Source organism: Aquabacter cavernae, assembly GCF_003993795.1.
Lineage (GTDB): Bacteria > Pseudomonadota > Alphaproteobacteria > Rhizobiales > Xanthobacteraceae > Aquabacter > Aquabacter cavernae.
On record NZ_RWKV01000004.1, the window covers coordinates 133,507 to 152,590 of the forward strand.

Annotated in this window: 17 protein-coding genes; 9 read left to right on the plus strand and 8 right to left on the minus strand. The window is 67.8% G+C overall.

What is annotated here, in order from left to right; all coding sequences use genetic code 11:
- Positions 1-6 precede the first annotated feature (6 nt).
- From EJJ38_RS03820 to EJJ38_RS03835, 4 genes are read right to left on the minus strand one after another with little or no spacing between them, the layout of a single operon-like run.
- Complete coding sequence (locus tag EJJ38_RS03820) at positions 7-693, minus strand: P-loop NTPase family protein (protein ID WP_127088793.1); 687 nt, start codon at positions 691-693, stop codon at positions 7-9.
- A 26-nt stretch (positions 694-719) separates the two neighbouring features.
- Positions 720-2,894 (minus strand): SLBB domain-containing protein, encoded by a 2,175-nt coding sequence (locus EJJ38_RS03825; protein WP_127088794.1) that lies wholly within the window; start codon positions 2,892-2,894, stop codon positions 720-722.
- Position 2,895: 1 nt separating this feature from the next.
- On the minus strand, positions 2,896-3,255 hold the full coding sequence (locus EJJ38_RS03830; RefSeq protein WP_127088795.1) for a hypothetical protein: 360 nt from the start codon (positions 3,253-3,255) through the stop codon (positions 2,896-2,898).
- Positions 3,252-3,533, minus strand: a complete 282-nt coding sequence (locus EJJ38_RS03835) for an STAS domain-containing protein (RefSeq protein WP_127088796.1) — start codon at positions 3,531-3,533, stop codon at positions 3,252-3,254. Before EJJ38_RS03835 ends, EJJ38_RS03830 begins: the two co-directional genes overlap by 4 nt.
- Before the next feature lie 155 nt (positions 3,534-3,688).
- On the opposite strand from EJJ38_RS03835, the gene EJJ38_RS03840 reads away from it, so the two are divergent.
- Together EJJ38_RS03840 and EJJ38_RS03845 are read left to right on the plus strand one after the other, a co-directional pair.
- Positions 3,689-4,759, plus strand: a complete 1,071-nt coding sequence (locus EJJ38_RS03840; protein ID WP_205666097.1) for a glycosyltransferase — start codon at positions 3,689-3,691, stop codon at positions 4,757-4,759.
- Positions 4,756-6,576: a sugar transferase gene (locus EJJ38_RS03845; protein ID WP_127088797.1), complete on the plus strand. Its 1,821-nt coding sequence runs from the start codon at positions 4,756-4,758 to the stop codon at positions 6,574-6,576. The genes EJJ38_RS03840 and EJJ38_RS03845 overlap by 4 nt, the downstream gene beginning before the upstream one ends.
- A gap of 39 nt (positions 6,577-6,615) precedes the next feature.
- Here the strand turns inward: EJJ38_RS03845 and EJJ38_RS03850 are convergent, their stop codons facing one another.
- From EJJ38_RS03850 to EJJ38_RS03860, 3 genes are all read right to left on the minus strand, one after another.
- Complete coding sequence (locus EJJ38_RS03850; protein ID WP_127088798.1) at positions 6,616-7,746, minus strand: glycosyltransferase; 1,131 nt, start codon at positions 7,744-7,746, stop codon at positions 6,616-6,618.
- Complete coding sequence (locus EJJ38_RS03855; RefSeq protein ID WP_164738395.1) at positions 7,746-9,197, minus strand: O-antigen ligase family protein; 1,452 nt, start codon at positions 9,195-9,197, stop codon at positions 7,746-7,748. Before EJJ38_RS03855 ends, EJJ38_RS03850 begins: the two co-directional genes overlap by 1 nt.
- Positions 9,198-9,283: 86 nt before the next feature.
- The gene (locus tag EJJ38_RS03860) at positions 9,284-10,327 is read right to left on the minus strand and encodes a glycosyltransferase family 4 protein (protein ID WP_127088800.1); all 1,044 of its coding nucleotides are present in this window, start codon (positions 10,325-10,327) and stop codon (positions 9,284-9,286) included.
- Between the two features lie 147 nt (positions 10,328-10,474).
- Between EJJ38_RS03860 and EJJ38_RS03865 the strand changes: the two genes are divergently transcribed.
- Together EJJ38_RS03865 and EJJ38_RS03870 are read left to right on the plus strand one after the other, a co-directional pair.
- Positions 10,475-11,173: an orotate phosphoribosyltransferase gene (locus tag EJJ38_RS03865; protein ID WP_127088801.1), complete on the plus strand. Its 699-nt coding sequence runs from the start codon at positions 10,475-10,477 to the stop codon at positions 11,171-11,173.
- Positions 11,174-11,183: 10 nt separating this feature from the next.
- Positions 11,184-12,245, plus strand: coding sequence for a quinone-dependent dihydroorotate dehydrogenase (locus EJJ38_RS03870; protein ID WP_127088802.1), 1,062 nt, complete (start codon positions 11,184-11,186; stop codon positions 12,243-12,245).
- Between the two features lie 141 nt (positions 12,246-12,386).
- Here EJJ38_RS03870 and mscL read toward each other — a convergent pair whose 3' ends face one another.
- A complete protein-coding gene (gene mscL, locus EJJ38_RS03875) occupies positions 12,387-12,824 on the minus strand; it encodes a large conductance mechanosensitive channel protein MscL (protein ID WP_127088803.1) in 438 nt (145 codons plus the stop codon).
- Between the two features lie 380 nt (positions 12,825-13,204).
- Here mscL and fabA point away from each other — a divergent pair, with 380 nt between their 5' ends.
- From fabA to EJJ38_RS03900, 5 genes are all read left to right on the plus strand, one after another.
- Positions 13,205-13,735 carry a 3-hydroxyacyl-[acyl-carrier-protein] dehydratase FabA gene (fabA, locus tag EJJ38_RS03880; protein WP_127088804.1) on the plus strand — a complete coding sequence of 177 codons (531 nt, stop codon included), beginning with the start codon at positions 13,205-13,207 and terminating at the stop codon, positions 13,733-13,735.
- A gap of 66 nt (positions 13,736-13,801) precedes the next feature.
- A complete protein-coding gene (gene fabB, locus EJJ38_RS03885) occupies positions 13,802-15,019 on the plus strand; it encodes a beta-ketoacyl-ACP synthase I (protein WP_127088805.1) in 1,218 nt (405 codons plus the stop codon).
- Positions 15,020-15,209: 190 nt separating this feature from the next.
- Complete coding sequence (fabI, locus tag EJJ38_RS03890; RefSeq protein WP_127088806.1) at positions 15,210-16,058, plus strand: enoyl-ACP reductase FabI; 849 nt, start codon at positions 15,210-15,212, stop codon at positions 16,056-16,058.
- 94 nt (positions 16,059-16,152) lie between these two features.
- The gene (locus EJJ38_RS03895; protein WP_164738396.1) at positions 16,153-16,926 is read left to right on the plus strand and encodes a bestrophin-like domain; all 774 of its coding nucleotides are present in this window, start codon (positions 16,153-16,155) and stop codon (positions 16,924-16,926) included.
- A gap of 106 nt (positions 16,927-17,032) precedes the next feature.
- Complete coding sequence (locus EJJ38_RS03900; protein ID WP_245454096.1) at positions 17,033-19,057, plus strand: methyl-accepting chemotaxis protein; 2,025 nt, start codon at positions 17,033-17,035, stop codon at positions 19,055-19,057.
- Positions 19,058-19,084: the final 27 nt, after the last annotated feature.

A 19,084-nucleotide genomic window follows, 5' to 3' on the forward strand; every position in this document is an offset into this window, starting at 1 on the left:
GCGGAATCAGAGCTTGGTGTTCAGGAAGCGCGTGCGCTGCACGAAGCCGATGAAGCGTTCCACGAGGCCCGGCGCGAACTTGTGGAAGCGGCCCACGCCGTCAACCAGCTCATCGCCCACCGTCTGGTTGTAGCGGTCATTGATGACGATGCCCTGGAGCGACGCATTGGCCTGCCGCAGCGCGGTCGCCGCCCGGTTCACCGCCGAGCGGGTGTCGCGGCCCGCAAGGCAGACCACCACCACGCTCTCGCATGCGGACGCAACGGTGGTCACCGGCACCGCGACGCGCTCGCGTGGCTCCACGGCAGCCATGTCCACGACGATCGCCCCGTAGATCTCCAGCAGCCGGTCCAGCATGCCGCGGATGGCGGCGGCATTGCGGAAGGCAAAGCTCTGCTCGGGGCTGGGAACGGCAATCAGCGCGTCGAAGCCGCGCGGATCGGTGACGACATTGTCTTCCACGTCCTCGTCCGTCGGCAGCCATTTGGTCGCCTGGGCTGGGACCGCCGCCGTGGGATCGGAGAGGCCGATGAACAGCGTGCGGGTCTGGCGCTGGGATCGCTCGGCGAGCGCCGCGGACAGGACCGAGACGCCGCTGCCGCCGCGCACGCTGGTGATCCCCACGACCCGCGCGCCCTGGCCGAAGGTGGCGAGATAGACCGATTCAACCTCGCGCAGGCCGCGTCCCCACATGGCGCACCGTCTCCCGTCTTCTGGGGTCAGCCGCCGAACGCGGCGATGAGGGCGATGATGGGCAGGATATTCTGCATCGCTTCGGTGAAGATCTTCCAGTCGCTCTGATTGATGTTGGGTACATAAACCGTATCGCCGGTCTGCACCACTGGCAGCTTGGTGATGTCGCCGGTGCGGGCGAACTCCACAAGATTGAACAGGCGGGCCTGCTCGCGGCAGCAGCCGAGATTCACCACGACGATCTTCTGCTGATAGGCGTCCGCGCTGGGTCCGCCCGCCTCCGCGAGAAGGTCGAGGATGGTCATGTCGTTGGAGAAGCGATAGCGGCCCGGCTTGCTGACGGCACCCAGAACACGGATCGTGTTTTCCTTTGGATCCTCGAACCAGTCCTTGTTCTGCCGATCAGGCACGAAGATCACGTCACCCACGCGCACCTTGGGCAGGAGGCGCTCGTCGCCGGTGGCGAAATACTGGGCAAGGTTCACCTGCGTCACCTTCGACCCCGGCAGCCCGCGATGGGAGATGCGCACATTGCGCAGGTCCGCGGTCTGGGTGGGACCGTTGGCGGCCGTCAGAATGTCCAGGAAGGTCATGTTCTTGTTGAAGGCATAGCGGCCGGGAATGGCCACCTGACCCATGATATAGATGACATCCTCCTTGGGCAGGGTCACCCAATTGCCCTTGTTGTCGATGGGCGAGGACGGCAGTTCGGGAATCCGGATCACATCGCCCGCCTGGATCTTCGGCAGGTCGGTGATGGAGCCACCGCTGGAGAGGAAGGTGGCGAGGTCGAGGGTTATGGCCTTGCCGTCGCCGCGGGCGCGGACCATCTGGACGCGGGCGAGATCGCCGCGCGGCCCGGGGCCGCCCGCCTCGCCCAGAAGGTCCAGCAGGCTCATTTCGTTGGACCATTCATAGCGGCCCGGCCGGATCACGGCGCCCACCACCTCGACCGCGCGCGAGGGCGGGATCTTCAGCCAGGACGGACGGTCGGCCGATTCGATCTTCTCGGGCACATAGACCGCATCGCCGGGCAGGATCTCGGGCAGGGTGCCCTTGCCGGTGTCGGAATAGGCCGTGAGGTTGAAATTCTCCGTGCCGCCGTCCGCCTTCAGGATGCGGATGCGGGTGGTGTCCGCGAAGCGGGTGGGACCGCCGGCATTGGCCAGGATCTCGATCAGGCGCGCATCCGGAGGCGCCTCGAACGCGCCCGCGCGGTTCACCTCGCCGATCACATAGACCGTGCGGACCGAGCGGCGGATTTCCTCCTCCTCCTTCGGCACGAAGATGGTGGCGCCGGGCGCGAGGCGGGGCATGAGGGCGGGATTGCCGGTGTCGAGGAAGGCACGCAGGTTGAACACCTTCGGATCGCCGCCCTCGATGACGCGGACCCGGTCGATGGACGCATAGCGCGTCACGCCGCCCGCGCGCATGATCATGTCCACCACGCTCATGCCGTCCTTGAAGGCGAAGGAGCCGGGGCGGTTCACCTCGCCGAACACCTTCACGGCCGTGGCCGCGTCCGCAGCGTCACCCTGGTCCGCCAGGGTGCGGCCATCGAAATTGATCTGGACGTTGCCCGTGGAGGGCGAGGACGGCACGAAGATCACGTCCAGCGGCTGGAGCGTGGGCAGCAGGCTCGGATCGCCCGTGTCGAGATACTTCTTGTAGTCGAAGATCGTGACACGGCTGCCGCGACGGATCTGGAACTTGTCGAGCTGGGCGCCCTGGAGCACGCCTCCGGCGGCGGTGATGGCCTCCTGGACCGTGGAATCGGCCGGTAGGTCCACTTCGCCGGGCTTGCCCACATAGCCGAGCACGGTGATGAACAGCCGCCGCTCCTTCAGGCTCACCTGGAGCGGACTGACGAAGCGGTAGGCGCGGGACAGGGTATTGCGGATGAGGGTGGTCGCCTCGGCCAGCGTGCGTCCGGCAATCTCCACCACCCCCACTTCGGGCAAGGTGATGCGGCCGCGCCGGTCGATGGGGAATTCGGCATTGAGCGCCGGCTCGCCCGGCAGGGACAGTTCCAGGATATCGCCGATCCGCAGCCGCACATCCTCGTTCTGGGGAACGCTCTGGGCGAATGCCGTTGCAGCCCCCGCCAGCCAGAGGAACGCCGCGAGGAGAGCGGGGCCGAGCCCGCGTCCGAGAAGGACCGGGCGCCTTGCCTTAGGCCGGGGGCTGGCGACTGCGCGCATGTCAGGCTCCCTTGCCGGCGGCCGGCGCCGTGGCGAGGATTCGCTCGATCTTGTCCATCTGGACCTTGAGGCGTGCGATTTCGATCTCGCAATCCTCCGGGAAGCCGCCTTCCGACAGGCGCCTCACCCGGATCATCGTCAGCTCGGCGTCCTGGTAATATGCCGCCGCGTAATAGCGGGCATTGCGCTCGCCGAGACGGAACAGGCGCGCCTGGAGCGCATCGATACGGCCGTCCGTCGAGGGGCGGCGCTCGGCGAGCCCCCCGGTGCCCTGGGCCGGCCAGGGCACGAAATTCGTGCTTTCGCACCCCGCGAGGGCGAGGGCGAGCACCGGAAGCGTGAGCAGGACCTTGCGCATCATGCATCACCGCCTTCATCAAGCAGGTCCGTGAGGCGCAGATGATGGATGATCTGGCGAGGCTGGCCCCTGGGGACCCGGAGCCGAAGCTGCCGCCCCTTCAGGCGCAGGCGCTTGTAAAGGAACACCAGGCCGCCCACCCCCGACGAATCGATGAAGTCCACATTGGTGAGGTCCAGCGTGACGTCATCCGCACCCAAGGCGAGTTCTTCGAACAGGGGCTTCATGCGCGCCATGCCCGAGGCGTCCATGTCATCGCTGAGTTCAACCACCTTCGGCATGCTGTTCCTCGCCGCGCGCTTCGCGGGACTGCTGGACATCGGAGCCGCACCGCAGCGAACCGGCGCCTTCGCCCCCCTCGCAACAACAGACGATTTACCTTAATAGGCGGTAAATAAGGGTCTTGCGGCGAGCCGGATCCAAGACGGAGGCGCGGGTGAGCGGACACGTCGTTCAAGTGATCCAGCGCCTTATTCCGGGTGGGATCGAGACCCTCGCGCTCGATCTGTCGGAGCGCCTTCCCGGCGACAACCGCGTGCTAAGCCTTGAATGGTCACGGGAACAGATCATCGGCAACTGGCCCGCTTTGGCCGAAAGCCCGGTCCCCTTCGAGGGATTGGAAAAGCCCCCCGGCATCCGGCCCGGATTTATCTTCACCCTGGCCCGGCGTCTGCGTGAACTGGCGCCGCGCGCGGTACTGGCTCACCATGTGGGCCCGCTTCTCTATGGCGGCCTGGCGGCGCGCCTCGCAGGCGTGCCGCGATTCGTTTATGTGGAGCACGATGTCTGGCACTATCAGGATGCCGGCGACCGCCGCCTGGCCCGGCTCGCCGCCCATCTGGTGCGCCCCCGCGTGGTGGCCGTGTCACACAATGTGGCGCAGACGGTGCGTGAGGTGATGCCCGGCTGCCCGGTGGAGGTGATCCCCAATGCGGTGGATACGAACCGCTTCGTCCCCGGCGACCGCGCGGCAGCCCGTGCCCGGCTCGGCCTGCCGCAGGACGCCCGCATCGTCGGCGCGGCGGGGCGGCTCGAAGCGGTGAAGGGGCAGGATGTGCTGGTCGCGGCCATGGCGGGCGTACCCGACGCCATGCTGGTCCTGATCGGAAAGGGCAGCCAGATGGAAGCCCTCCAGGCGCAGACCGCGCGGCTCGGCCTGTCCGATCGGGTGCGCTTCCTCGGCCATCGCAGCGACATGCCGTCCCTCTATCCCGCCTTTGACCTCGTCAGCCTGCCCTCGCGCAATGAGGGCCTGCCGCTCTCGGTGCTGGAGGCGCAGGCCTGCGGCATCCCGGTGGTGGCCACCGATGTGGGCTCGGTGCGTGAGGGCATCTGCCCGGACACGGGGATGGTGGTGCCCCCCGAGGATCCGCCGGCCATGGCCGCCGCAATCACCCGGATGCTGGCCCAGCCTGGAACGGGCGATCCCCGGGCCTTCGTCCTGTCCCATTATTCCTGGGCGCGCATGTTGGCGAGCTACGAAGCCCTGCTGGGAGCCGCGTCGTGATCGTCCTGGCCACCCTGCTCTTCTGGGCAAGCATCGCCGCCATCATCTACCATCACGCGGTCTATCCCGTGCTGCTGCGACGCCTCGCGGCGCGCCGGCCCGCCCCGCCCGCCACCACCGCCGCGCCCGCCGCCGCGGCATTGCCGCAGGTGACGCTGGTCATCCCGGCCTATCAGGAGGCCGCCTTCATCGGCGCCAAGCTCCTGGACTGCGCGCGCCTCGACTATCCCCGCGACCGGCTGACGGTGATCGTGGCCTGCGACGGCTGCACGGACGGGACGGTGGAGGCCGCGCGCGCGGCCCTGGCGGCTCCGGATTGCGCCGGGCTCCATGCGCGAATCCTCGACTTCCCGGTCAATCGCGGCAAGGTGGCGGTGCTGAACGAGGTCATCGGCGGCATCGCCGAGGGCATTGTGGGCCTGTCGGACGTATCCGCCAGCCTGTCGCCGGACAGCCTGCGCCGGGCCGCCGGCCATTTCGCGGACCCGCAGGTGGGCGTGGTGGCCGCCACCTACGCCCTGCGCGCGGCGGGCAGTGCGGGCGAGGCCTCCTATTGGCGCTACCAGACCCGGATCAAGGTGGACGAGGCGGCCCTGGGCGGGCCCATCGGCGTGCACGGCGCCTTCTATCTGTTCCGCCGCGCCTTGTGGGAGCCGCTGGAGCCGGACACCATCAATGACGACGTGATCCTGCCCACCCGCATCCTCGCGCGCGGGGCACGGGCGGTCTACGACACGCAGATGGTGGCCACCGAGGAGGAGCGCACCGAGCAGGCGCAGGAATTCCGGCGGCGCGTGCGCATCGGCTCGGGCAATGTGCAGCAGGCCCTGCGGCTCTGGCCGCTGGCCTCGCCGCGTCGGCCCGGCCTTGCCTTCATTTTCCTCTCCGGCAAGGCGCTGCGCGCCTTCACGCCCTTCCTGCTGGTGCTCGCCCTCGCCGCCAACGCGGTTCTGGCGCTGGGGGGTTCGGGTTACTACCAATTCCTGCTGGCGGGACAGATCGGTTTCTATACGCTCGCCGTCATCGCCATGTTGCAGCCTGGGGGCATGCCGCGACTGGCGCGGCTGGCCGCCTATTTCACCGAGGGGCACATGGCGGGGCTCATCGGCGGGTGGCGGCAGATCACGGGACAGGACAAAGGTCGCTGGGGACGGGCGGGGCAGAGCATCGTGACGGTCAACGAACACACCGATTTCATTCACCCCGTGGTGCGCATCGGAAAGCGCGCCTGCGACATCGTCCTCGGGGCGATGGCGCTGGTGGTGCTGGGCATTGCCTATATTCCCGTGGCCCTGGCCATCAAGCTCACCTCCCCCGGCCCGGTCTTCTATCGCCAGCTCCGGGTGGGGCAGGCGGAGCCGACCCTCACGCGCCTGTTCTATCTCTACAAGTTCCGCACCATGTATATCGACGCGGAGAAGCGCGGCGCGGTCTGGGCCAGCGCCAATGATCCGCGCGTGACGCCCATCGGCCGCTTCATGCGCAAGACGCGCATCGACGAGCTGCCCCAGGCCCTCAACGTGCTCCAGGGGGACATGTCCATCATCGGGCCGCGCCCCGAGCGTCCGGTCTTCTTCCAGAAGCTGGAGACGGAGATCCCCTTCTATGTGGAGCGCACTTTCGGCGTGAAGCCCGGCATTACCGGCCTCGCCCAGGTGAACCAGGGCTATGACGCCTCCATCGAGGACGTGCGCTCCAAGGTCTCCTACGACCACGCCTATGCCATGCGGCTGATGGATCCCATGGACTGGATCAAGACCGACCTGTGGATCATCCTGCGGACATTCACCACCATGATCCTGGGACGCGGCCAGTAAGACCGCCGGCCCCAGCCCTTGGCATAAGGCGTCCGCGCCTCACAGGCCCGCCAGCAACGCCTCCACCGCCGCCGCCCGGCGATCCCAGCCCTCCTGCGCCACGGCGGCGCAGCGCAAGGCAGGATCCCTCGCCTGCTGCGCGGCGCGGATGGCCGGCGCCAGATCGCCGCCCGGATCGATGGCCGAAACCAACCCCTCATACGGCGTCAATGCCGGGAAGCGGGTCGCGGCGACGGGCGTGCCGCTGGCAAGATATTCGCGCAGCTTCAAGGGATTGCAGGCGCGGATCTGCGGCGTGTCCAGGAACGGGATGAGCGACACCGTCCAGTGCTGCACATAGGAGGGCAGCGCCCCATGGGGGCGCGGGCCGAGGAAGGTAACGTTGGGCAGGGCCTCCAGGGCCGAGATATCGGTGCGCACCGGCCCCACGAAGACGAAGCGCCAGTCCGGCAAAGACCGCGCCGCTGCCGCCAGCATGGGCATGTCGAGCCAATCGGAGATGCTGCCATAGAAGCCCGCCACCGGCCCGTCCGGCAGATCGGGCGCGCGCGGGACCGGGCGGGAGAACAGATCGAGGTCCGCGCCGTGCGGCACCAGATGGGTCTTGTGGGCGGGGAAGCGGCTCGCCAGTTCGGCGCTCGCGGCGATCACAAGGTCGGCACGCGCCACGAGGCGGCGCTCCATGTCGAGGACCGGGCCGTGGTCCACCCCGCTCAGGGCGCCGAAATCGTCGCCGCAATAATAGACCACCGCCCGCTCGCCGAGCCGGCCCACCGCCGCCACCGCGCTGGGAAGCGAGGCCCACAGGATGGGGCGCGCCATGCCCGCCTCCTGGAGGAGGGGCCGCAGGCGGCGGCCGAGAAGCTCTCCATTGATGCGCTCGGCCAGCCGGCTGCCCGGCCAGGGAATGGCGAAGGGGGAGACCACTTTCAGCCCATCCGGCAGGGGCACGGCGGCGCGGGGGGCCGCTGGGGCCGCCGCCGCCGTCAGCTTGCGCCAGGCGCGGGCCATGTCGTGGGCGGTGAGGCGCGGGCGGCGCAGGCCGATGGAATTCACCCACATGACGCGGTGCAGGCGGAGCAGGTGGCCGACGATATGCTGGGTGGAGGACGGATGCCCGCCCCAATCCTCCCCGAACACCACCAGGTCGCGGGATGTCCCTTCGGCCATCAGGTGGGCCCCGAGGGCAGGCTGTTGCGCACCAGCGGCGACATCCCCTGCAAGAGGAAAGTATCCCGCTGCTTCTGGTCGGTCAGAACCTTGTGGAGCGCCACGGCCAGGGCGAGGATGATATAGAACGGCCAGGTGAAGCCCTGGGTCAGGAAGGTGCCGGACACGCAATAGCCACCAAGCCCGGCCGCGAGGGCATAGGCGGCCGTGTGCAACCTTGGGTCAACCTCGGTGGTGGTGACGATCCTTATACATCGCCAGCTCATGAGCGCGGTGGAGCCGACCAGCGTCAGGAACAAAGCGAGGCCCGGAAAGCCGGTTTCCGCCAGCACGAGGAACCAGCTGGAATGCACCGCATGGGGCTTGCCATCCCATTCGTCGGTGTAGGTCCAGTAATTGGCCGTGAAATTGCCAAGCCCCACCCCGGTCAGAGGCCGGTGGACCGCCATGTTGAACGCGGTTCCCCAGGCATTGAGACGGCCTTGCGAGGATTCGTCGATGCCTTGCCCCTCGCCGCCGGACGAACGCCCGCCGATGCCCGCCACCACGAACAGCAGGAAGACCGCGGCCACGCCGATGCTGATCAGCATGGCCCGGCTCTTGATGAAGCGGCTCGCCAGGATGGCGCAGACCGCCGCCAGCCCCAGCAGGCCGCCGCGGCTCTGGGTGGCCAGGATGCCGAAGAAGATGGTGATGCAGCCCGCAAGGCCCAGCATGCGGTCGAAGAAATTGACCCGGCCCAGCAGCAGGGCGCCGGCGAAGCTCAACGGAAACAGCAGCGCCAGGGACAGGTCATTGGGATCGCCCAGCACCGACCCGTCGGCGCGGCCGATGGTGACGCGGGTCCCCTCCACCAGGCCGATGCCCTGATACTGGTTGTAGAGCGCCACATAGGCCACCGCGATGCCGGACCCCGTGAGCAGGCGGGCGATGAGCTGGAAGTCACCCGCCGAGCGGGTGGACCAGGCCAGGACGATGACGATGACGGCGATCTTCACGAACACGTCCGACCATTGGAGATAGCTGTCCTCCCACGAGGTGGAGGTCGCGATCCCCAGGGTGATCACGCCGAAGAACGAGGCGAACAGGATCAGTTCGCGCGTCCAGAAGGGGCGCATGCTGCGGGCCAGCACCAGATGCCAGAAGATCACCAGCAAAGAGAGCTGGGCCAGCAATTGCGGAATGCGCCAGGTCACCATGAAGGGAAAGGCTTCGTGAATCCGCAGGAACGAGAAGATCACGAACAGCATGCAGGGCACGGCGGGCCGGGCGAAGGCAAGCACAACCATCACCGCGCCGCCCCCCGCCGCCAGCGGGATCTCGATGCCGGGTCGGTCCATCCAGGCAAAGAAGACGATGCCCACCGCGAGCAGCGCGACGATGATGTCGCGCCAGTGGGTCTCCCGCTTCTCTTCCGCCGGGGGCCGCCGGGGCTCGCTGATGTCGCTCAAGGGGGCGCCTCGCATTCCCGCCGCTCCCGGCAGATATACTACATTTCCCGGGGCGGCGGGCAGGTCCGGATTGTCAGGCCCCGGCGTCATGCGGCCCCCCGTTTCCGGCCGAGGGCCGCATCGTAAAGGGCGAGGATCTGCGGCAGCCGCGCCTGCGTCCCGAACCGCTCGCGGGCCGTGCGCCACGCCTCCAGCGACCGGCGCTCTGCCTCATCGGGCGTGCCCGTGCGCCATGCCTCCACCGCCGCGCATGCGGCCGCGATGTCCTGCGGCGGGAACAGCCAGCCATTCTCCCCGGCCTGGATCACATCGGGCAGCGCGCCCACCCGCGCGGCGGCCACGGGCACGCCCGCCGCCATGGCCTCGATGGCCGCCAGCGGCAGTCCCTCGGCGCGGGAGGGCATGAGCAGCAGGCCGAGGCGCGGCCAGATGGTTGACGGGTCCGACACCAGCCCGTGAAACCGCACCCGGTCGCCGAACGCCTGTTCCAGCCCGGCGCGCAGGGGACCGTCCCCGAACATCTCGAACGCCACGTCCGGCGGGGTGCGCCGGGCGATCTCGCAGAACAGGTCCGGCCCCTTCTCCGGGCTGAACCGCCCCACGAAGCCGACGGCCCGTGCCACGGGCGGCGGCGGCGGGACATCGGGGACCGACACGAAATTGGCGATCACCTCCACCGGCTGCGGCAGGTCCGCCGCAATGGGCGCGCTCACCGCGATCCGCGTGGCAAGGCGCGACGTCAGGCGGTCCAGCCACTGATAGAGCGAGACGGGAAACCGCCCGCGCTCCCCCGCATGGAAGGTGGAGACGCAGGGAACACCCGCGAGGCGCGCGGCGAGGCGCCCGAAGATGCCCGCCTTGTAGCCATGGGTATGGAGCAATGCCGGGCGCTCAGTCCGCAGCCGCTGGAGAAGGGTTCCGAACCGGCCGTCCAGCACCTCGAAGGTCACGGCGTCGGCTTTGAGCTGGTCCAGCCAGGGATTGGCGCCATGGGGCGCGAGCAGCACCACGCGGGCGGGACGGCCGGCCTCGTTCAAGGCCCGCGTCAGCACCCGCATATGGGTCTCGATCCCGCCGATCCCGCTGGAATCCACCAGCTGCCACACCTCGCCCGCCATCTGGCCCGCCACATTCCCCGCCGTTCGCGGCCCGCATCCTTCCACGGAAGGCTTTAAGATTCGTGAGAGAAGCCGCCCGCTGCGCGCAATGGCATCTTTCTCCCCGCCCGGGCTCTGATATATCCGCCAGGGACAGCGACAAGAGGGTTGGAGCCCGCCATGACCAACATCACCGCCTTTCCCGACAAGGCCACCATTGCCGCGCTCAGCGCGCGCATGTTCCTGGAAGTGGAGGCGGTGCGCCTGTCCGAGGGTGAGCCGTTCATCTTCACCTCCGGCTGGGCGAGCCCGGTCTATGTGGATTGCCGGCGCCTGATCTCCTTCCCGCGCGTGCGGCAGACGCTGGTGGATTTCGGCATCTCCACCATCTATCGCGACATCGGCTTCGAGCAGTTCGACAGCGTGGCGGGCGGCGAGACGGCGGGCATTCCCTTCGCCGCCTGGATCGCCGACCGCATGATGCTGCCCATGCAATATATCCGGAAGAAGCCCAAGGGCTTCGGCCGCAACGCGCAGATCGAGGGGCATCTGGAGCCCGGCTCGCGCGTGCTGCTGGTGGAGGACCTGACCACCGACGGGCGCAGCAAGGTGAATTTCGTCCAGGCCCTGCGCAATGCGGACACCGAATGCGCCCACTGCTTCGTCTTCTTCTACTACGACATCTTCAAGGAAGCGGCGGGCATCCTGGACGAGGCGGGGCTGACGCTGCACCGTCTGTGCACCTGGTGGGACATCCTCGCCGCCGTGAAGACCATGAACCGCTTCTCCACCCAGCAGGTGGACCAGATCGAGGCCTTCCTCAACGATCCCCACGCCTGGTCCAAGGCCCATGGCGGGGCCGGCGGCATGAAGGAGTAATCGAGAGACGATGGACTTCTACGCCCTCGCGCGACCGGCGCTCAGCTTCATCTCCCCGGAGACCGCCCACGGGCTGGCCATCTCCGCCCTGAAGGCGGGGATTGTCCCCGGTTTCAGCGAGCCGGACGACCCGGTGCTGCGCACATCCCTGTGGGGGCGCGACTTCCCCAACCCCATCGGGCTGGCGGCCGGCTTCGACAAGCATGCGGAGGCGGTGGACGCGCTGCTCTTGCTGGGCTTCGGCTTCGTGGAGGCGGGCTCCGTGACGCCGCGCGCCCAGCCCGGCAATCCCAAGCCGCGTTTGTTCCGGCTGGACGAGGACGAGGCGGTCATCAACCGGTTCGGCTTCAATTCCCAGGGGCTGGAGCCGTTCGTGGCGCGCCTGTCCAAGCGCACCCGGCGCGGGATCGTCGGGGCCAATCTCGGCAAGAACAAGCTCACCGAGGATGCGGCCGAGGATTATGTGGCTGGTATCACCGCCACCGCGCCCCATGCCGACTATCTGGTCTGCAACCTCTCCTCGCCCAACACGCCGGGCCTGCGGGCGCTGCAGGCGCGCGCCGCCATGCAGGATCTGGTGGCACGGGCCATTGCCGCGCGGAACGCCGCCGTCCCGGAGCCGGCTAAGCGACCGCCTCTGCTGGTGAAGATCGCGCCCGATTTGGACGATGCCGCCCTTGAGGATGTGTGCGCCGTGGCGCTGGCGACGGGCGTGGATGGGATCATCCTGGGCAACACCACCATCTCGCGCCCCGCGGGGCTGCGCAGCTCCCACAAGGAAGAGGCGGGCGGGCTCTCCGGACGGCCGCTGTTCGCGCTCTCCACCGAGCGCCTGGGCGCGCTGGCGCGCCTGCTCGGCGGGCGGCTGCCGCTCATCGGCTGCGGCGGGGTCGCCTCGGGCGCCGACGCCTATGCCAAGGTGCGGGCGGGCGCCCATCTGGTTCAGGTCTATTCGGCCATGGTGTTCCACGGGCCGGGCCTGGTGCGCGACATCAAGCGCGACCTCGCCGCGCGCCTGAAGGCGGACGGCTTCCGCAGCCTCACCGAAGCCGTCGGCGCGGACCTGCGCTGATCCCGGGCCGCTGATCCCGGGCCATCGGCCCCGGACCTTCATCCTGTCCCGGCCCCGACCCGTCCTCACTCGGAGGCCGGGCTGTGGTGACCAAAGACCGGCGGCGCGCCTCCTGCGAAGGCCGCGCCGCCCGCTCTCCCGTCAGGGCTCGCCGCGCGGCGCAGACCCGGCCTTGGCGGCCAGCAAGTTGCGAATCTCCTCCAGCAGCACCTCGGTGCGCGTGGGCGGCGGAGCCGGCTTGTTGGCTTCCTCCACCTTCAGCGTGTTGATGGCGCGCACGAGGAAAAACAGGATCCCGGCCACGATCATGAAGTTGATGCCCAGCGTGATGAAATGCCCGTAGGCAATGACCGCGCCCTGCTTCTTGGCATCCTCCAGATTGTCCGCCGTGACCGACGAGGAGAGCGGCACAAAATAGTTGGAGAAGTCGAGCCCGCCGGTGATGGCGCCGATGAGCGGCATGAAAATATCGGCCACCAGGGAGGCCACGATATTGCCGAAGGCGGCACCGATAATGACACCGACCGCAAGGTCCACCACGTTGCCCTTGACCGCGAACTCGCGGAACTGCTTCAGCATTCTCGCCTCCTGGAGCCTGACCCGACCCGGGCGAATCCCCCGGCGCGGTCAATCCGTCTCGTAATTTATTGCAAGAAGCGCACGAACCGAACCACTTGCGGCGCAAGCGTGGCGGACGCATGCGCCGGCCTGAGACACCGCCAATTGACCGGCGGCGCGCGGGACAGGTTGCCTCAAGCGCGAGCTTGGCGCACGCCCGCGCCGCGCCATTTTTTCACAGCGCCGGGATGGCCGTGACGCTTTCATGACTTTGAGCATGCCCAGGCCTATGTTAGGGAGTGCCGCGTCCGGCGACGGACTGGAGCTGTGACTTGGCAGCGCCGGTCCTTTCGCCGAAATGGAACTTCAGCCCCACGGGCAGCATAGTGATACCTGAGAGAATGGCGGATCGGCGCACCAGTTTCGAGTATGAGGATCTTCTCGCCTGCGGGCGCGGGGAACTGTTCGGTCCTGGCAACGCGCAATTGCCGCTGCCGCCCATGCTCATGTTCGACCGCATCTCCGAGATTTCCGAGACCGGCGGCGAATTCGGCAAGGGCATGGTGCGCGCGGAACTCGCCGTGAATCCCGACCTCTGGTTCTTCCCCTGCCACTTCAAGGGCGATCCGGTCATGCCGGGCTGCCTGGGCCTTGATGCCATGTGGCAGATGGTGGGCTTCTTCCTGGGCTGGCTCGGCGCCCCCGGTCGCGGACGTGCGCTCGGCCTCGGGGAGTTGAAATTCTCCGGCCAGGTGCTGCCCAACGTGCAAAAGGTCGTGTACGGCGTGGACTTCAAGCGCGTCATGCGCTCCAAGCTGGTGCTCGGTGTCGCGGACGGCTGGCTCTCCGCCGATGGCGAGATTATCTATCGGGCCAAGGACCTGAAGGTCGGCCTGTTCCAGGCGGACGTGGCCCCCGCCACCGGCGGCTGACACCGCTGACAAGGCGGCGCCATGTTTGGCGGCCATGGTTCGGTTTTTCACCTTAGAGGAGGTGACATGCGGCGCGTCGTCGTCACCGGGATGGGCATCGTCTCGTCCATCGGTAATTCCACGCAGGAAGTGCTCGCCAGCCTGCGTGAGGCCAAAAGCGGCATCTCCTTCGCGGACGACTATGCCAAGCTCGGCTTCCGCTCGCAGGTGCACGGCGCCCCGAGCCTGGTGGCCGAGGACGTGGTGGACCGGCGCGCCATGCGCTTCCACGGCGGTGGCACAGCCTGGAACCATGTGGCCATGGAACAGGCGATCCGCGATGCGGGCCTGGAGCCCGACGAGATCTCCAACGAGCGCACCGGCCTGGTGATGGGCTCGGGCGGCTCGTCCACCAAGACCATCGTCGAGGCCGCGGACATCACCCGCACCAAGGGCCCCAAGCGCGTGGGGCCGTTCGCGGTGCCCAAGGCCATGGCGTCCACCGCCTCGGCCACGCTCTCCACCTGGTTCAAGATCAAGGGGCTGAGCTATTCCATCTCGGCCGCCTGCGCGACCACCAACATCTGCATCGGCAATGCCTACGAGCAGATCGTCTATGGCAAGCAGGACCGCGTGTTCGCGGGCGGCTGCGAGGATCTGGACTGGACCCTCTCCGTGCTGTTCGACGGCATGGGCGCCATGTCCTCCACCTATAACGACCGCCCGGCCGTCGCGTCCCGCGCCTATGACAAGGACCGGGACGGCTTCGTGATTTCCGGCGGCGCCGGCGTGCTGGTGCTCGAAGAGCTTGAGATGGCCAAGGCGCGCGGCGCGCGCATCTATGCCGAAATCTGCGGCTATGGCGTCTCCTCGGACGGCGCCGACATGGTCGCGCCCTCGGGCGAAGGCGCCGCGCGCGCCATGAAGCTCGCCCTTTCCGGCATCAAGGCGCCCATCGACTATATCAACCCGCATGCCACCTCGACCCCCATCGGTGACCTGAAGGAGATCGAGGCGATCCGCGCCGTGTTCGGCGACAAGTGCCCGCCCATCTCGGCCACCAAGTCGCTCACCGGCCACTCGCAGGGCGCCACCGGCGTGCACGAGGCGATCTATTCCATTCTGATGATGCAGAACGGGTTCATCGCCAAGAGCGCCAATATCGACGAGATCGATCCGGCCTTCGCCGACATGCCCATCGTGCGCGAGCGCATCGACAATGCGGTGCTCGGCCATGTGCTCTCCAACGGCTTCGGCTTCGGCGGCGCCAATGCGTGCCTCGTGCTGAAGCACGTGGACGCCTGATCCCGGATCGTGCCGGCGGGATCAACCAATCGGACAGGGCCGGGCGGCTGGTTTAGCCGGGCCCCATTCGGCGCGCGGGCGAATGTTGCGCCTCTGCAATGTGTGTTGAGCGCGGGCGGTAGGGGCAAGGTGGCGCGCGTCGCCGCCGTCTGCTATCGCCCATAAGACGTGTGACGAAGGATAGTCGGCGATGCAGGACCTGATGAAGGGCAAGCGCGGCCTGGTGATGGGCGTGGCCAACGACCATTCCATCGCCTGGGGTATCGCCAAGGCCCTTTCGGGCCAGGGGGCGGAGCTTGCCTTCACCTATCAGGGCGAGGGCATGGCCAAGCGCGTCCGGCCGCTGGCCGACAGCATCGGCGCCACCAAGGTCCTCAATTGCGACGTGGAGAATCTCGCCAGCGTGGACGAGGTCTTCAGCCAGCTCAAGGAGAGCTGGGGCAGCATCGACTTCCTGGTTCATGCGGTGGCCTTCTCGGACAAGTCCGAGCTGAAGGGCCGCTATGCGGACACCACCCGCGAGAACTTCTCGCGCACCATGGTCATCTCCTGCTTCTCCTTCACGGAAGTGGCCAAGCGCGCGGCCGCGCTGATGACCAAGGGCGGGTCCCTCATCACCCTCACCTATGGCGGCTCCACCCGCGTGATGCCCAATTACAATGTGATGGGCGTGGCCAAGGCGGCGCTGGAGGCGAGCGTGCGCTATCTCGCCGCCGATTACGGCCCGGTGGGCATCCGCGTGAACGCCATCTCGGCCGGTCCCGTGCGCACCCTGGCGGGGGCGGGCATTGCCGATGCACGGCTGATGTTCAACTACCAGAAGCGCCACGCGCCCCTGCGGCGCACCGTGAGCATCGAGGAAGTGGGCGGCTCCGCGCTCTATCTCCTGTCCGACCTCTCCATGGGCGTGACCGGCGAAGTGCATTTCGTGGACAGCGGCTACAACATCATCTCCATGCCGCACCCGGATGTGCTCAAAGCCCAGGAAGACGCCGAGGCCAAGCTCGCGCACGACAGCGCCCCCGAAGCCGCCGAGTGAGCCACATGGCCGGGCGCTTCCCCTTCATGTTGGGCGCGCCCGGCAGTCGGGCGGCGCACCCGCCCCATGGCGCCGCGGCCCGGCGGATGGCCCCATGACCCCTGCCCTCGTCTCCATCATCGCCTTCGGCGGCATGTTCGGCGGCGCGCTCGCCGCCATGTTCATCGCCAAGCGCCTCTCGGCGCACCACGTCTCCTCCTCCACCCAGGACACGGTGAAGCTGGGCGTGGGCATGGTCGCGGCCATGACCTCGCTCATCCTCGGCCTGATGACCGCATCGGTGAAGGGCAATTTCGACACCACCGATCGCGATGTCCATACCTATGCCCTGAACGTCCTCTCGCTGGAGGCGGACCTGCGCCATGCGGGCAAGGACGCCTGCCCGGCCCAGGACCTGCTGGCGGACTATACGCGCGCCATCCTGGCGGAGAACTGGAAGGACGCGCCCAACCTTCCCAAGCGCCGCGTGGAAACCAGCTCCAGCGACCTTCTGCTGGACCTCGACACGTTCGTGCGCACCTGGGCCCCCACCACCACCGTGCAGCAGGAGGTGCGCAGCGTGGCGCTCACCGACCTGCGCGCCATCCTGACCACGCGCTGGACCGTGAGCGAGGAGGCCGCCGCCTCGGTGCCCACCATCTTCGTGGTGGTCCTGATCGTCTGGCTCGCGCTCATCTTCATCAGCTTCGGCCTGTTCGCCCCGCCCAACGGGGTGGTGGTCGCCTGCTTCCTGCTCTGCGCCCTGTCCATCGGCGGCGCGCTGTTCCTGATCCTGGAAATGAGCGGGCCGTTCGACGGCTTTATCTCCATTTCGCCACAACCACTTGTTCGGGCGATTGAATTCATCGAAGCCCACGACTGCCGGTAAGCATCGCTTTTTTTACTGCTTCCAAAGTCGAAGACCGCGCAAGTCTCGCACAAGCAAGCTCCCTTCATTTGCCCAGGTTGTTTCAACCTTTTAGGGAGGTGAAGCCATGAACGCCATGCGTCTCGGGATCGGCGCGAAGCTGGGCATTGCGTCCGGGCTTTTGATCCTTCTATCCGCCGGAGTCATTGTCAGCCGGCAAGCCGCCCTGACCCAGATCGAAGCCGCCAATGCGGAGACCGAGCGTCAGGCGCTGATCCTCCAGGAGGCCGAACAGGTTGGCCTGCTCCTCGGGCGCGTGCGCCTCAACACCACCGAAATGCGCCTCTCCTTCGCGAACCTCGAGAACGAGGACATGCTGCGCAAGGTGCAGGCGGACGTGAAGACGGCCCAGGGCGGACTGGACAAGCTGATCGACCTCGAAAGCCACGAGGACGACCGGGACGTGTTCCGCAAGCTCAAGGCCCGCTTCACCGAGATCGCGGCGGTGGCGGAAGAGATCCACCAGTCCCAGCAGGCCCAGCTCAATTCGGTGGACAGCCGCCCGGCGCTGAACATTCTCGCACGTACCGGCTTCTCCAACCTCAACAAGCAGCTCGTGCCCCTCGACCAGCCCGAGGTGATGCAGATGGTCCAGCCGCTGGAGCAGATGCTGGACAATATCAGCCTCTCCGCCGCCACCTTCATCCTCGAAGAGGACCGCAAGCAGCTCATCCTCATAAATGCCATGCAGGACCGGGCGCTGAAGGCGCTCCGGACGGTGAAGGAGCAGTTCGGCGATGTCGGCCAGATCGGCGCCGCCGTCACCACCGCCCAGAATGCCTTTCAGGCCTATGTTCAATCGGTTCAGCAGGGCCTCGCCGAGGTCCAGAAGCGCAAGAAGATCGTCGAGGAAAGGGGCACGCCCTCCACCGTCGCGGCCACGAAGCTGCTGGCCAAGGTGACCGAGGATAGCGCCGCGCAATCCGCGGAAGCGGACGAGCGCTCCGATGCCGCCCTCCAGAGCGGCATGCTGCAGATCCTGATCTTCTCCGTGGTGGCCATCATCGCGGCCATCGGCTCCGCCGCCTATTCCGTGGTGGGCATCGCCCGGCCGGTGCGCCAGATCACCCATGCCATGGAAAGCGTCTCGAGCGGCGACTTGTCCGCCGAGATCCCCTTCGCCACCCGCCGCGACGAGATCGGCGACCAGGCGCGGGCCCTCGCCTTCTTCCGCGACAGCCTCTCCCAGGCCGAGGTCCAGCGCGAGGAACGCCTCGCGGAGGAGCGCGCCGCCACCGAGCGCCGCAAGCAGGAGATGAATGCGCTGGCCGACCAGTTCGAGAGCGCGGTGGGTGCCGTGGTGGACATGGTCGCCTCCGCCGCCACCGAACTGCAGGCCGCCTCGGAAACCCTCAACACCACAGCCGAGGAAACCACGGCCCAGGCCGCCTCGGTTTCCGCCGCCGCCCAGCTCGCCACCTCCAACGTGCAGGCGGTGGCCGCCGCCATCGAGGAATTGTCCGCCTCGGCGCGGGAGATCGGCGACCGCCTCCAGCATTCCTCCCAGATGACCGAGCAGGCGGTGAGCGAGGTGGACACCACCAACAGCCAGATGAGCGAGCTGCGCGTGTCCGCCGACCAGATCGGCACCATCATCAGCCTGATCGACACCATTGCCGGCCAGACCAACCTGCTGGCCCTCAATGCCACCATCGAATCCGCCCGTGCCGGCGAGGCGGGCCGCGGCTTCGCCGTGGTGGCGCAGGAAGTGAAGGCGCTGGCGGGCCAGACCGCCAAGGCCACCGCCGACATTTCCGGCCGCATCTCGGGCATCCAGGACTCCACCGGCGACGTGGTGACCTCCATCTCCGGCTTCAGCCGCACCATCGGCGAGCTGCGGGCCGGCGCCACCGCCATCGCGGCAGCCATGGAGGAGCAGAACGCCACCACCTCGGAAGTGGCCCGCTCCATCCAGCAGGCGGCCACCGGAACCACCGAAGTCACCAGCAGCATCACGGCGGTGGAGCAGGCGGCGCAGGCCTCCGCCTCGGCCGCCCAGCAGGTCCTGTCCTCGGCCACCGACCTGTCGCGGCAGGCCGTGTCCCTGCGCCGTCAGGTCCAGACCTTCGTGGAGACGGTGCGCGCCGCCTGACGGCGCGCCCCTATTCCCCCGGCCACG